Source organism: Marinobacter sp. SS13-12 (genome assembly GCF_030227115.1).
Taxonomy (GTDB): domain Bacteria; phylum Pseudomonadota; class Gammaproteobacteria; order Pseudomonadales; family Oleiphilaceae; genus Marinobacter.
The window spans coordinates 86961-101293 of sequence record NZ_JASSUA010000006.1; the positions used below are offsets into that span (position 1 = coordinate 86961).

Consider the following 14333-nt stretch of genomic DNA (forward strand, 5'->3'; position numbering starts at 1 on the left):
AGAGATTGCAACGAACAGGAGATTCACCATGGTGACCACCCACAACCTGGGTTTTCCCCGGATCGGCGAGCGCCGGGAACTGAAATTTGCCCTTGAGGGTTTCTGGAAAAGCGAGCTGGACGAAGCAGCCCTGCGGGAAACCGGAGCGAAGCTCCGCGCCGGCAACTGGCAGGACCAGCAACCACTGACGCTGGCACCGGTGGGAGACTTTTCTCTCTATGACCAGGTACTCGACATGAGCGCCACTCTTGGCAACCTGCCAGATCGTGCCGGCAAGGCCGGCGAGAACGCCCTTGACCGCTACTTCCGCATTGCCCGTGGCCGGTCCCCGGCTGATGACGATTGCTGCGGCGTCCATGCCGGCGAAATGACCAAGTGGTTCGACACCAACTACCACTACATTGTCCCTGAATTCGAGGCGAACACACGGTTCAGCCTCAATCCTGAGCGTTTGCTGGAACAACTGGCCGAAGCCAGGGCCGAAGGCGTCAACGCCAAGCCGGTAATCATCGGCCCTGTCACCTATCTCTGGCTTGGCAAATCCAAAGACGACACAGACCGGCTCAGCCTGCTGGAGGACTTGCTGCCGGTCTATGCGGAGCTGCTGCAGCTTCTTGCCGACAATGGCGCAGAGTGGGTGCAAATTGACGAGCCCATCCTGGTCACAGAACTGGGAGGCGATTGGCGGCACGCCCTCAACCTGGTCTACCACAACCTCAAGGCCAGTCCCGTAAAACTGTTATTGACCACCTATTTCGGACAACTACGGGAAAACCTGCAACTGGCCTGCGAACTGCCGGTTGCCGGCCTGCACCTGGATGCCATCAATGCAAGAGACGAAGTTGCCCGAGTGACCGACTGGCTGCCCGGGCACAAAGTACTCTCCCTGGGCGTGATTGACGGTCGCAATATCTGGAAAACTGACCTGCAGGCAACCCTGGACTGGCTTGAACCGGTGCACCAAAAACTGCGGGAGCGGCTCTGGCTGGCACCGTCCTGCTCGCTCCTGCATGTGCCGGTTGACCTGGATAGCGAAACCACCATGGATCCTGAAATCCGCTCCTGGCTCGCCTTCGCACGGCAGAAACTGGAGGAATTGCAGGTATTGGCGACGGCCCTTGCTGAAGGCCGGAATTCCGTTGCCGATGGGCTGAAGAGCAATGCGGATGCGATTCTCAGCCGTAGGAGCTCCACACGTGTAATCGACCCACAGGTCCGCAATGCGGTTGCGGCGATCACTCCAGAACTGGGGCAGCGTAAAAGCGACTATAAGCATCGCTCAGCGATTCAGGCGAGCCACCTGAAACTGCCGCAGTACCCCACAACCACGATTGGCTCCTTCCCCCAGACCAAGGATATCCGCCAGACGCGGCTCAAATACCGCAAAGGCGAACTCGGGCCGGAGGAATACCAGGCAAGAATCCGCGACGAAATCCGTCACTGCATCCACGAACAGGAAAAACTTGGCCTGGACGTACTGGTCCACGGCGAAGCGGAACGCAACGACATGGTGGAGTATTTCGGCGAGCAACTGGAAGGTTACGTATTCAGCCGCTTCGGCTGGGTGCAGTCCTACGGTTCACGCTGCGTGAAACCGCCCATCCTGTTCGGCGACATCTCCCGACCCGAAGCCATGACCGTGGAATGGATCCGCTACGCCCAGTCCCTGACCGCCAAGCCCCTGAAAGGCATGCTCACCGGCCCGGTCACCATCCTGAACTGGTCCTTCGTCCGCGACGACCAGCCCAGGAAAGACACCTGCCTGCAACTGGCACTGGCCATCCGGGAGGAAGTGCTGGACCTGGAACTGGCAGGGGTGAACATCATCCAGATCGACGAAGCCGCACTTCGGGAAGGTCTGCCCCTGCGCCAGAGCGACTGGCAGAGCTACTTGGACTGGGCCATTGACGCCTTCCGAATCACCGCCAACGGCGTGAAAGACGAAACCCAGATTCACACCCACATGTGCTATTCGGAATTCAACGACATCATCGAAGCCATCGCGCGCATGGACGCGGATGTCATCACCATTGAAACCTCCAGATCCGACATGGAGTTGCTGGATGCGTTCAAGGGCTTCCAGTATCCCAACGACATTGGTCCGGGAGTGTACGATATCCACTCGCCGAATGTGCCAGGCACGGACCACATCATCGCGCTGATGAACAAAGCTGCGGAACGAATCCCAGCTGAACGACTCTGGATTAACCCGGACTGCGGGCTGAAAACCCGTTCGTGGGATGAGGTGATTCCGGCGCTGCGGGGGATGGTGGCTGCGGCTCGGGAGCTGCGGGAAGCGTGAGTCGTCAAGGGAGAGGCGTAAAACGCCCCTCCCTAGCGACGTTCAGGATGCCACTTTGGGCAGGAAGGAGGTATCGACCCAGTATCGTTTGGGATTGTCCGGACGAATATAAACGCTGATCGACTCTCCCGGGATATGATCGGTCGGGTCGAACCACAGATTATCGCTACGAAAAACATGGAGTTTGGCCGTTGCAGGATGCTGCCATTGAGTGACGATCCTGAACGGGCTCTGGCCGTTCATCACCAGACTGGTATTCTGCTCCACCCCCTGGATGCGGGCAGTCACGAGCTGACCACTCTCTCGCAGTTTCGCGCCTCTGCCTTCTCTGATCAAAGGCACTATCACCATCAAACTACCAACCAGGAAAAAGGCGCCTCCCAGAATTCCCATAATTAACGCACCGCCCCACAACGAAAAGAAGCCATTAATGCGGGCGCTCTCCGGCTCTCCAGGCAGATAGAAAACGGACACATGTTCACCACGGCTGTAGGAAGCAGGGTTACTACCGGATGATGACTGGAACTCAGTCAACTGACCGCTGACGTCTTCAAATTGCACAACCGGATAATAACTACTGGTATCTCCGGAGCGGGAATAGACCAGGTCGGTCACTACGCCCGGCACCTCCAACGCCTCATCCAGAAAAGTGACTGTGCTCTGATACCAGAGAAAAGCTCCAACGAGCAAAGCACCGCCCACCACAGAAAACAGGTACTTCAGAAAATCATAAACACGCATATCAGTTCCCTTGATCAATCCAGAATAAAAAATCCATTTCTATTGCCCGGCCCGTTAACTCAGAGCCAGTCTCTGACGATCTGCCCGTTCTTGAACCGCCAGAATGAAAGACCATAATTAAGGTCGCGCCCCTGGGAATCGTTCACAAAGCCGGTGTCCCGGCAAAATGTATGAAGGAAGGCATCCGTACCCAACAGGACGCTATCCAGGAACCACCAGATACCTACCCCACCCAGAGTCACTGCCTTGAGCAGGCCCGTTTTCCATTTTCCGAGGTAAAAGCGATCTGCACCTAAAAGCCCAAAGAATCCGCCGAGAAACAGGGCCAGAAGTCGGTTTTTGCGTTTTTCAGGTTGGTTCATTTGCATTCCTCCTTGAATGTTTTCAGTTAAAGTCCCGAGTCACTGGATCGACGTGGTTCACTACACACCGGAAACCGTTCGCTGAGGAGTCGAGGGGAACACCCCCTCGATTAAACACTGTCCCGGTTCCTCCTGTGTGATCTCCACGACCGGCCCAATCCCGGACAACCTTTCGCGGGTCATCGGGATCTCGAGGGGCCGATGGTCCTTCAGGATTGTGTTTGGGGGCATGCTGATAGAAGTCTGATTGATACCAGTCACGTGTCCATTCGGCGACATTGCCGGTCATATCATATAAACCTAAAGGGTTCGGAGGGTAACTACCGACGGGTCTCCGCTCCGTCCTGTTTGAAGAATGAGATAAGGCATTTCCGGTCGGGGGAATAGATGGATCAATGTATTCAATCGGCCTTCGGAGGTAGGGGTCTTTTTCTATCTCTCCCGTATTGGTTGCGTAAGCAACATTTTTCCCTCGACTACGAGCTGCATATTCCCACTGTGCCTCTGTGGGGAGTGAAATAGGTAGCTCCAATTTCTCCCCAAGCCACTGACAGTAACCTTCAGCTTCGCCATAATTTGGTGCCTTCGCTGGCTTGAGTCGGTAATTTGGCGACAACGGGTCATCGTCACTACGAACGTCCCGTATTGAAGGACTCGGCTCTTCTCGGAGCTGGACATATTGGTCTGCGCGTTGCACGTCCCTTAGGTAGACAAGGAATTCATGCCAGGTTGTTTCGTAGCGACCAATCGAGTAACTGTCGAGTGTCACCTCAATGGCCGGCTTATTATCGTCTTTCAACACGGTATAATAACGCCCGTCCGGCGTACCGACGTCCCCCAAAAGGAAGGAGCCGCCCTCTACATGAACCAGATTATTCTGAGCCGTCCGTACAACCTGCTCTAATTCTTCAGGGGTTGGTTTCGGGAGTTCTGAGGATGAACAGCCACTGACAAACAAAGCAACTATCCCGAATCCATACAACACTCGTTTACAACCTGGCATTTCTAACTCCCGAGTCATCAGACGATTCCCGAAATTCTGCACGCACCGTGAGGATCACGCCTGACAACCTGCTCCAAATCTGCCGTCTTGAACTCCAGTGCGCGCTTGTATAATTGATACCGGTGCTGATTAAAACCGATAAATCGAAAGACACGTTCCACATTGCGGTCAAAAGTTTGTGGCTCTGCGCGTCCCTCCGCATTTATTCGCGTCATGCTCTCTTCAAAGTCCCGCCAGGCCTGAAACGACGCCAGTATTTCTGCCACCGCCCTGACCTTCGTTCTCGTCCCGTCACCCAACTGCGGCGTCAACCAGAAGTCGGCCATCAGTGCATGCAGGATGGCGCCTTTCACCTCAGGAGGAGAGTGATAGAACACGCTTTCGCTTCGCTTTTCCATGTCTGCAAGAACGTTATTTGCAAGCGCCAGCCCTCGGCGCTCCTTCCGAAAAGCCTCTACGTGATTCCCGAAAAAACCGTTTTCGGAGTCGATGAAGTCTTGCCAAAATTGATTAATAGCTACAGATGCAGTTTCCACAGCCTGGCCAATAGCCACTGCATGGCTTATCCCCTGCGCCAACGCAAACACTGACACTTTTTTGTACCAACCAAACGCGTCAGTGTCCTGATCGAAAAGCTCAAGATATCTAAAATCTGAATCTCCAAGTGCTTTGTAGACAAAGTGAATCATCTCCAGAGTATTCTGGACATCCACTTCCAACAAAAAATTGCCCGACGGACCAACTCCAAGTACAAGCCCGGCGTGGAGATTGAAGTAAAATTTCCCGGTTGCTTCGTTATATTCAAGCCTTAGTTCGCCCTCAACCCCGACACCTGCGGCGGCCTCTACCTTTTTTCCGATCTGACACAAGGGTTTCCAGTCCGAATGGGTAGCCAGGGTATCAACCCACAATAAGGATCCAGCGACCTCGCATCCCCCTCTCACTCCCGCGAATACATTAGCTTCCAGGTTTGCACCCTGGCCGTGCTCGCGGGCAGCAATCCCTTTTAGCGTCGGAAGCCCCTGCGTGCTATCAACATGAACATTCGCGGCGAGTAACGCTGAGGCACCGGCGAATCCGGTAGCACTGATAGCCAGTCGAGCCTGGAAATGGCCCAAGGAGGTATACGTCCGCTCCCCGTCCCAACCACCAACTCTGTAATAGATGCGAATTTCAGAGCGGTTGTTAGTCGGGAACGCCTGTTCAATCGAGGCTTTACCTTCCAGCAGGCTAAACTGGGCTTCTGCTTTACCCTGAAAATGGACCTTGCCGCTGCGGGGGTTAAATTCACCTGAAGCGCTTGAGCCTGCGGCAAAGCGCATGAATTGGGCTTCAGCAGATGCATCGAAACCGGTACGGTCGAGGTTTTCCTGCTGCGCCTGCTCATCACCCCAAATCGACCAGCTAACCTCATCATAATATTGATTCAAAGCGAGAACGACTGGGTTATCGTCATCCGGACGCCAGGACATGTTGAACTTGATGTTCAGTTCGCTCTCAATAGCCTCACGGAGTTTTTCTGGATCCACGCCCTCACGACTCAGCCAACCTTTACTCCGCTTCCTGTCGCGGGCTCCCATGGGGTAGCGTCGAAAATGATTCGCGATTTTTTCGGACCTGACGTATGTATAGTGATTCCCTCCCGCAAGCCTTTTGATTTCTGTAAGCGGTGGGGTGCTCTGCATCCCTTGTGGAATGACCTCTCGACTGACAAGCTCTCGAACCAGGATATCCTTGCGCTCTTGAACAGGGGAAAGCACTTTTCCCTCCGCACCAGAAGGCCGTTCCTCACTACCCTGATTGTCTTCAGCAAGAGTGTCCAGATCCCGGTAATACTCGTTTAGCGGGCCGCAGACAAACTCTTCCTCGGCCTCCAGTTCTGCCAATTCGTCTTCAGTCAAAAGGATAAGTTCATCGCTGCCAGTGACGTGAACAACTTCTGCAATTTTGTCACCGCATGGAGCATCTTCCATCACTTGGGCAGGTTCACAACTGGAAGTAATCAATTCATTGGCGGCGGGCACAGTTATAGTCTGGCCAGGAAAAATTCGATTCGGATCCTGAATTTCCGGGTTCAAATTCAGCACACGCGCCAGGCTGGCGCGGTGGCGTTGGGCGATAGCACTCAATGTATCGCCGGAGCGGACTTCATAGGCCTCAGGCATCAGACACCTCCCTGTGTCAGCATTCTGTCTAACTCAGCCAACCGTTTGGTGGCAGAGCGATGGGCATCACCAAGTATTTCTTTCACTACCGGGAGCTCCATGCAATCTTTGAATCGTACAAAGAGCTCTACATAGCCTGCTATATTGGCTTCTGACGCGAAACCGAACTCTTGTGCTTGTTCAATGAGGCCGGCGAGCTGTTCAGACTGCCCCTCATTATCTGAAAGACCAATCGATCTTGATAGACGCCTCAGGAACGCTCGATGCTTCTCGTGGCCCAACGCATCTAGATGATTCTGCTGTAAATGAAACCACCCTTCGTCTTCAGCCACTCTTGCATCACTCACCTCAGATAGATTGACTGACATCCATCCTTTTTCCTGATCAAAGTAACGCCAGCTTCTAACCGGCCCACTAAACGCGGCTATTTCTTGAGGGGTAAAAACTGAAAGTAGCATCCGGACCTGACCAGGCACGTAAAATCGAAGGTACGCGACGGTTCCATCAGGTATGCGCACACTCAGAAGGCTTCGGAAATGATCGGCTAGTTTTTCCGGCCCGCAATCAGCATCCACAACGATTCCATTTGATCGCCAAAACTCCTGGTTATCCCAAAGGCGCGTGTATTCAGACGGCTTTATCAAGCAAGGACTTACTTCTAGAGCCGATTGGTGACGAGTGCCCCGGTAAAGCATGTCCACTGAGGGGCTATCATCATACTTGTAGGCGATCTTCAGGGCATCCAGCAGCGCGCCGTCCAACAACAAGTAGGATTGCTCGGAATCAAGCATTTTAATACCCGAAGCTTCCATTTCAGACACTCTCCTCGCATGCGCACCTCGAGGCAGCACAAGAACCGTCGGGTTGGCGACCACATTGTCGACTCAAAGTTGCATCTTTGCGTGCCACGCTGACTAACTTCGAAATCGGACTCGGACGAAAATCCGAGACCGGTCGCCTCAAGTCCTTAGCAAGAGTGTCGGGACTAGCCGACGTCTTTGAATCCGTCAACACAACTTCTGGCAACTCCGGCACCTGCGCCGAGGCCCCACTTCCACTACCAGGCCCACCCCCGGAATTCATCTTCACCATTGGCCCTGAAACCGTCACACCACTCGGGTCCACCTTCACAAAGCTACCACCGGCTTTCAGGGTTACTTCCGCCCCTGCCTCAATCACGATTTTCATGCCGGCCTTGTGGTGGATTTCGCTGCCAGCTTCGATGAGTTGATTCTTGCCCTGCTTGCTGTGGTGGCTGCCGTTGACGGTGAGGCTGGAATCACCGCCGATGGATTCCCGTTTCTCGCCGTCCACCGTGGCGTGGTCATTGCCCTTGATGTGGGCCTTGCGGTGGTTATCGACGGTGAGGTGGCTGTCGTTCCTGATAACTTCCGTGCGGTTATTTTCCGTCAGCAGGTCCAGGTCTTTCTGGGCGTGGAGGTAGATCTGCTCTTTGTCGGCTTCGTCTTCGAATCGCAGTTCATTACTGCCCTCACCCTTGTGGGTCTGGGTTTTGAGCGTGGTGCGGGTTTTGTGCTCCGGCAGCGCATACGGCGGTGTGTTGGTGGCGTGGTAGGTGCGGCCGGTAATGATCGGCTGATCCGGGTCGCCATCCAGGAAGGAGACGATGACTTCGTTGCCGATTCTCGGGAGTGCCATGAATCCGTACTGGCCGCCGGCCCAGCCCTGACTGACTCGTAGCCAGGCGCTGGAGTGTTCATCATTCTTTGAGTAGCGGTCCCACGGAAACCTTACTTTTACCCTGCCGTGTTCATCGCAATGGATCTCTTCCCCCTCCGGGCCGGTGACAATGGCGATCTGGGGGCCGTCCATCAGTGGGCGGTGGTTGATCTGTGGCCGCCAGGTGCGGTCCGCGGGAATAGCGTTGAAGGCGTTGTGGTAGGTGGTGGCACCACCGCCGCTCTCCTCTTCCAGGGCCTGGGGCTGGATGCCGGTGTGGGTGATGCTGGTGAACAGCCATTCCCGGTTCAGGGTCGGGTTGTCGTGGTCGGTGAGCTCGACTTTGGCGCCCACGGTGAAGTCCGGACGGTTGCTCTGGCCGTTGGCGGTAGTAGCGTCGTTTCTCAGGGCATCCAGGCGGCTTTCGGTGAATGGCTGGCCACTGGCGTCGGCCTTGAAGCGGCCGGGGTAGTCGTAGTACTGGTAGTCTTCGCGCCGGGCGTCCAGCTTGTCGGCCTGTTGTTCATGCATTAACGCGTAAACCGGGTTCTTGAAGGTGTAGTCCTTCATGGCCACGGAGGCGGCCCTGACGCGTTCCCGGTAGCTGAACTGGAAGACGGCACTCTGGCGGCTGCTGCCACCGGCCTTGCCGTTGTATTCGACGGGGTCGAGCCGGGGGGCGTCGCCGTGGTGGTCGGCGATGATCAGGGCGGGCTGGTCGTTGCCTTCTACATCTCCGTGGCTGTAGCGGTAGTGCCAGCCTTCTTCGGCCGACAGTCGTTCAATAAAGTCCAGATCGCTTTCCCGGTGCTGGACGCAGTATTCCCGCTCTTCGGGGGTGCGTTTCAGGTCAAACACGGTATCGAAGATGCCCCGCTCTTCCAGCAGGGTGCGCACGATGGCGTCGGTGCTCTGGGTCTGGAAAATGCGGCTGTTGTGCATCAGGCCCAGGCGCCACAGCGGGGGCTGGACGATGACTTCGTAGCGGGTGCGGCGATGGCCGGAGTCGCCCCGGGCGAATTCGTTGACCACGCCGTGGAAGCGCCGCAGGGGGATGCCGTCCTGCCACACCACCAGTTCCACGGGCTGTTCCAGCACCTCCTCAGCGGCAATAGTCGGCGAGGTACTGGCCAGTTCCAGCTTGCAGTGGCACAGCTTGGAAAGGGTTTCGGTCAGTTCAAAGCGGACGACCGCGAACAGGTCTTTGGGGAGTTGGCCAAGGGTGGCCGTGAACTGCAGTCCGGTTGCCTGGGGCATGTCTTCGATCCCTGAAGAAGTTAATGTCTTTCGCTCGTCCTGAGCGGAGACGGAATTATATACGTAAACTGACTGGCATTAACAGGCCGACCAGTGCGCCAACGAAACCGTTAATAGCCGGTACTGTTGCTGTCCAGATCGAATACGAAATCCGTCGCCCTGCTCACTTCGGTCGAAAACTCGCCTGAAGGCAGCAACTCAAACCAGCGGTAACCCGGCGCTTTGTCTTCCACTGAAAACTCCACCGAACCGGCCGTGAACTGTATGCAGGTGGACGGTGTGGCCAGCAGACGGACCCCTTTGCGGGTTTGCTCCAGCTCCTGGTGAATGTGCCCCCAGAGTACGATTTTTACTTGCGAAAAGCGGTCAACAACCTGCCAGAAGGCATCGCGATTGCGCAGTCCGATCGGCGACATCCATTCGGTATCAATGTCTATGGGATGATGATGAAGGGCAACCAGCGCCGGGGTGTCGGGGTTCTGGCTGAGAGCCTCTGCGAGGAAGGCGAGTTCCGATTCCGCCAGCTCGCCAAACACCTTTCCGGGGACCGAGGTATCCAGCAAGATAAACTGCCAACCACCCTGAACAATGTGGCGCCGGTCTGCCTGACTTTCGGAGGCAATTCGGGCCAGCAATGGAGAGTCATCATGGTTACCTGCCATCCAGGCAGAGGGGCAACGAAACGCCTTCAGCTTGTCACCAAAAAGCCGGTAGGCTTCTTCGGTAGCGTCCTGGGCGATGTCTCCGGTGGCAAGAATAAGATCCGGCTGGCCATGATCGTGAAGTGCCTGCTCGATGACAGCATCCAGACTGTCTCTGGTATTGACGCCCAGCAGTTCGCCGCCCGGATCGGACATCAGGTGCGGGTCGGTCAGTTGTAGCACCCGAAGGGCACGCTGGTTGTCATTCTCGGTCATGGCGCTCGTGTTTCTTGCGTTTTCGCAACACTCACTGGTGATGCAGGCATATTGGCAGACTATTCAGTTTCTACGACTGCATCCGGAATATTCATCACATTCTGTTCAGGCTTTTGAACCTAATTGCCTGTTTTGACAACTCTCGCACACTCTACAGCGCACTCTATGCCAATAACTTGGGGGCAAACATACAACCTTAGTCCACGCCTTCCCCGGCGGACCAGGCGGCGTGTTCCATGGGCAGGTGACCAAATCGCAGGCAGTAGTCCAGCCAGTCGGCCAGGAAGCTGTTGACCTGAACCTTCTCGTCCGGGTGGTGCATAAACCGGTTCGGGTAGTCGTTCACCGGGGCGATGTGCCGGTCGCGGTAACAGCTGATCACCTCTGCCATGTTGGCATCGTGATAAACCCGCACGGTCAGCTGGGGATTGTTCAGCCAGCGCCCGGAGTTGTGCACCTGCTCCAGCAACAGGGTTTCGGTAAACTTTGTGGTTTGCAGCACTTCGATGCGCACCCTGCCCAGGTACTGGTCCTCACGGTGAAGCTCGAATTCGCAAATCGGCTGGCCTTTGGCCTCCAGCTTCCGCAATCGGTGAAGCCGCATATAGTTACCATCACACAGCGCGCCGAAACGTCGTAAATCCGGTACATAGCGCCGGGGTTTCATCACCCATTCTGTCATATCAGCTCCAACCTTCCCGCAGTCGCGGGCGATTCAACTGCAACCACTGCAGCGCGATAATTGCTGCGGCGTTATTGATACGTCCATCATAAATCATTGCGATGGCTTCGTCGGCGCTGAATACGTGGGCACGGATATCTTCGTGTTCATGCTCCATGCCAAACAGGCCGCCCGCGGATTCGGTGCTGATACGACCACAGAAAAGGTGGATCAGTTCCGTGCTTCCGCCAGGAGAAACCAGGTAGTCACAGATTTTTTCGAGTGGTTCAAAGGTCAGGCCGGCTTCTTCCTGACCTTCCCGCTGGGCCACCTCTTCCGGCGACTCGCCGTCCTCGTTCATGCCTGCCACAAGCTCCAGCAACCAGGGGGACTGGTCACGGCCAAGGGCGCCGAGGCGGAATTGTTCCAGAAGGACGACCTCGTCCCGATCAGGATCGTAGGGTAATACGCAGGTGGCATCGCCGCGGATGAAGAGTTCGCGGGTGAAGGTGGGCATTTCCCTGCCGTCAAAGCGCGGGTGGGTCAGCCAGAGTTTGTCCATACGGAAGAAGCCCTGGAAGACGGTTTCGCGTTTTTCGACTTTTACGTCGCTGTCTTTGAACTGGAACGGCTCAGTCATATCAGATTTCAGATCCGTTTTTGGGAACGATTCTGAACGATAGCCGGTGTTTCAGTTTGGGTGCAAGCCTTGTCTTTCTACTTCTCGGCAATCAGGCTTTGGTGCAAGACAGTCATTGGGGCCTCCCTCCCAAAACACGCTCAAGCCCGTCCCTGGGGCGCTTGGGCTCCGCCATCCATGGCTCCGCACAGTTTTGGGAGGAAGGCCCCAATGACTGCCCCGAAAATAAATGCAGGCCGCCACATGGTAGGTCGGATTAGCAAAGCGTAATCCGACACTGTGTGAGCGAGCGATGCCATTTGTCGGATTACGGCTTCGCCTAACCCGACCTACGAACCGGAGATATCTCGGAGTGAGCATGGCCGGGCAGGTAGGCCTGTTCAGGATTGTGCGGAGCCATGGATGGCGGAGCTCAAGCGTCACAAGGACGTGCTTGAGCGTATCCTGAACAGGGCTACCTGCCCGGCCCAAACACCAATCCAATAAGGCTAGGAGCCCGAACTAAACCTTGTCATAAAGCTTGGACCCAGCCTCGACAAACTCCCGGGATTTCTCCTTCATGCCGGCGTCAACCGCCGAAACTTCGTCAAGTCCGTGCTCCTTGGCATACTCCCGCACCTCCTGTGAAATCTGCATGGAGCAGAACTTGGGGCCGCACATGGAGCAGAAGTGCGCCACTTTGGCCGAGTCCTTCGGCAGGGTTTCGTCGTGGAAGGCCCGAGCAGTGTCCGGGTCCAGGCCAAGGTTGAACTGGTCTTCCCAGCGGAACTCGAAGCGGGCCTTGGACAGGGCATTGTCGCGAATCTGGGCACCAGGATGGCCCTTGGCCAAATCGGCCGCGTGGGCGGCAATCTTGTAGGTGATGATGCCAGTTTTCACGTCGTCCTTGTTGGGCAGGCCCAGATGCTCTTTCGGGGTGACGTAGCAGAGCATGGCACAGCCAAACCAGCCAATCATCGCCGCACCGATGCCCGAAGTGATGTGATCATAGCCTGGGGCAATGTCGGTGGTCAGTGGCCCAAGGGTGTAGAACGGTGCTTCGTCACAGCATTCCAGCTGCTTGTCCATATTTTCCTTGATCAGCTGCATCGGCACGTGGCCCGGGCCTTCGATCATTACTTGCACATCATGCTTCCAGGCGATCTTGGTGAGCTCACCCAGGGTTTCCAGCTCGCCGAACTGGGCTTCGTCGTTGGCATCGGCAATGGAACCCGGGCGCAGGCCGTCGCCGAGGCTGAAGGCGACGTCGTAGGCTTTCATGATTTCGCAGATATCTTCGAAGTGCTCGTACAGGAAACTCTCCTGATGGTGAGCCAGGCACCACTTGGCCATGATGGAGCCGCCGCGGGAGACAATGCCGGTTGTGCGCTTGGCGGTCATGGGCACATGGTGCAGGCGCACTCCGGCGTGGATGGTGAAGTAGTCCACGCCCTGCTCTGCCTGCTCAATCAGTGTGTCGCGGAAGATTTCCCAGGTCAGGTCTTCGGCCACACCGCCGACTTTTTCCAGGGCCTGGTAGATGGGGACGGTGCCGATAGGAACCGGTGAGTTACGGATGATCCATTCGCGGGTTTCGTGGATGTTCTTGCCGGTGGACAAATCCATGATGGTATCGGAGCCCCAGCGGGTACCCCAGGTCAGCTTTTCCACTTCTTCTTCGATCGAAGAGCTGACCGCCGAGTTACCGATATTACCGTTGATCTTCACCAGGAAGTTTCGGCCGATGATCATCGGTTCGGTTTCCGGGTGGTTGATGTTGTTGGGAATAATCGCCCGGCCGCGGGCGACTTCGTCCCGGACAAATTCCGGCGTAATTTCCTGCGGTAGGGACGCACCGAAGGACTGGCCAGGATGCTGATCCTTCAGAAGCCCTTGTTCCCGAGCCTCCTGCAGCTTCATGTTCTCGCGGATGGCAATGAACTCCATCTCCGGAGTAATGATGCCCTGGCGGGCGTAGTGCATCTGGCTGACGTTCTTGCCGGGTTTGGCCCGCAGCGGTTTACGCTCGTCCATAAACCGGAGTGGGTCCAGCAACGGATCTTTCATGCGGCGGCGGGTAAATTCGGAGGTGTAGTCCGCCAGCTGCTCCACGTCTCCACGCTCCTCGATCCAGGCCAGGCGAATAGGCTTGAGGCCCTTCCGGAGGTCGATGGTCGCTTCCGGATCACTGTAGGGGCCGGAGGTGTCATAGACGGCAACAGGTGCGTTTTTTTCGCCCCCCATGTCCGTTGGTGTGTCTCCCACCGTAATTTCCCGCATGGGCACCCGCAGATCGGGTCGGCTACCCTGTACGTAAATTTTTCGGGACTGGGGCAGCGGCTTGATGGCTGCAGAATCGACTTTGGCTGAATCGCTGAGATAGGAAGGTAATGTTGTCATTTGCGTCCCCGGGTTCATTAGGTAAACGGGTCGCGTATGACGGAGCAGTGACTACAGAAATGTGCCTGTGTCTTTGCTGCATATTGTCTTAAATCCCTACGCCGGTATTATCCGGATCAGGTTGCGGGTTCTGCATGGCAATCTCAGCCGGCGGTCAGATGATCTGACGCCAGCACCCCGTCAAGACGCGAATTCAATGTAATTGGCACTTAAAACGTGTGCCAAT

General features: G+C 56.0%; 11 protein-coding genes and 1 riboswitch. Of the genes, 1 reads left to right on the forward strand and 10 read right to left on the reverse strand.

What is annotated here, in order from left to right; translation table 11 throughout:
* The first annotated feature begins 28 nt into the window (after positions 1 to 28).
* Entirely contained in the window at positions 29 to 2302 is a 2274-nt protein-coding gene (gene metE, locus QPL94_RS20735; protein WP_285359788.1) for a 5-methyltetrahydropteroyltriglutamate--homocysteine S-methyltransferase, read from the forward strand.
* Positions 2303 to 2344: 42 nt separating this feature from the next.
* Here the strand turns inward: metE and QPL94_RS20740 are convergent, their stop codons facing one another.
* The 10 genes from QPL94_RS20740 to thiC all read right to left on the reverse strand — a co-directional run bounded on the left by QPL94_RS20740 (position 2345) and on the right by thiC (position 14107).
* Positions 2345 to 3043 carry a DUF3592 domain-containing protein gene (locus QPL94_RS20740; RefSeq protein ID WP_285359789.1) on the reverse strand — a complete coding sequence of 233 codons (699 nt, stop codon included), beginning with the start codon at positions 3041 to 3043 and terminating at the stop codon, positions 2345 to 2347.
* A gap of 59 nt (positions 3044 to 3102) precedes the next feature.
* The gene (locus QPL94_RS20745; protein ID WP_285359790.1) at positions 3103 to 3405 is read right to left on the reverse strand and encodes a TM2 domain-containing protein; all 303 of its coding nucleotides are present in this window, start codon (positions 3403 to 3405) and stop codon (positions 3103 to 3105) included.
* Positions 3406 to 3427: 22 nt separating this feature from the next.
* Positions 3428 to 4426: a formylglycine-generating enzyme family protein gene (locus tag QPL94_RS20750; RefSeq protein ID WP_350310658.1), complete on the reverse strand. Its 999-nt coding sequence runs from the start codon at positions 4424 to 4426 to the stop codon at positions 3428 to 3430.
* Positions 4426 to 6573 carry a LysM peptidoglycan-binding domain-containing protein gene (locus tag QPL94_RS20755; protein WP_285359791.1) on the reverse strand — a complete coding sequence of 716 codons (2148 nt, stop codon included), beginning with the start codon at positions 6571 to 6573 and terminating at the stop codon, positions 4426 to 4428. The genes QPL94_RS20750 and QPL94_RS20755 overlap by 1 nt, the downstream gene beginning before the upstream one ends.
* Positions 6573 to 7385 carry a DUF4123 domain-containing protein gene (locus QPL94_RS20760; protein ID WP_285359792.1) on the reverse strand — a complete coding sequence of 271 codons (813 nt, stop codon included), beginning with the start codon at positions 7383 to 7385 and terminating at the stop codon, positions 6573 to 6575. Before QPL94_RS20760 ends, QPL94_RS20755 begins: the two co-directional genes overlap by 1 nt.
* A gap of 1 nt (position 7386) precedes the next feature.
* Positions 7387 to 9510, reverse strand: a complete 2124-nt coding sequence (locus tag QPL94_RS20765) for a type VI secretion system Vgr family protein (RefSeq protein ID WP_285359793.1) — start codon at positions 9508 to 9510, stop codon at positions 7387 to 7389.
* A gap of 110 nt (positions 9511 to 9620) precedes the next feature.
* Complete coding sequence (gene cpdA, locus QPL94_RS20770) at positions 9621 to 10427, reverse strand: 3',5'-cyclic-AMP phosphodiesterase (RefSeq protein WP_285359794.1); 807 nt, start codon at positions 10425 to 10427, stop codon at positions 9621 to 9623.
* 196 nt (positions 10428 to 10623) lie between these two features.
* A complete protein-coding gene (locus tag QPL94_RS20775; RefSeq protein WP_285359795.1) occupies positions 10624 to 11109 on the reverse strand; it encodes a DUF1249 domain-containing protein in 486 nt (161 codons plus the stop codon).
* Position 11110: 1 nt separating this feature from the next.
* Positions 11111 to 11728, reverse strand: coding sequence for an NUDIX domain-containing protein (locus QPL94_RS20780; RefSeq protein ID WP_285359796.1), 618 nt, complete (start codon positions 11726 to 11728; stop codon positions 11111 to 11113).
* Positions 11729 to 12229: 501 nt separating this feature from the next.
* Positions 12230 to 14107, reverse strand: a complete 1878-nt coding sequence (thiC, locus tag QPL94_RS20785; RefSeq protein WP_285359797.1) for a phosphomethylpyrimidine synthase ThiC — start codon at positions 14105 to 14107, stop codon at positions 12230 to 12232.
* A gap of 75 nt (positions 14108 to 14182) precedes the next feature.
* A riboswitch (TPP riboswitch) is annotated at positions 14183 to 14297 on the reverse strand.
* Positions 14298 to 14333: the final 36 nt, after the last annotated feature.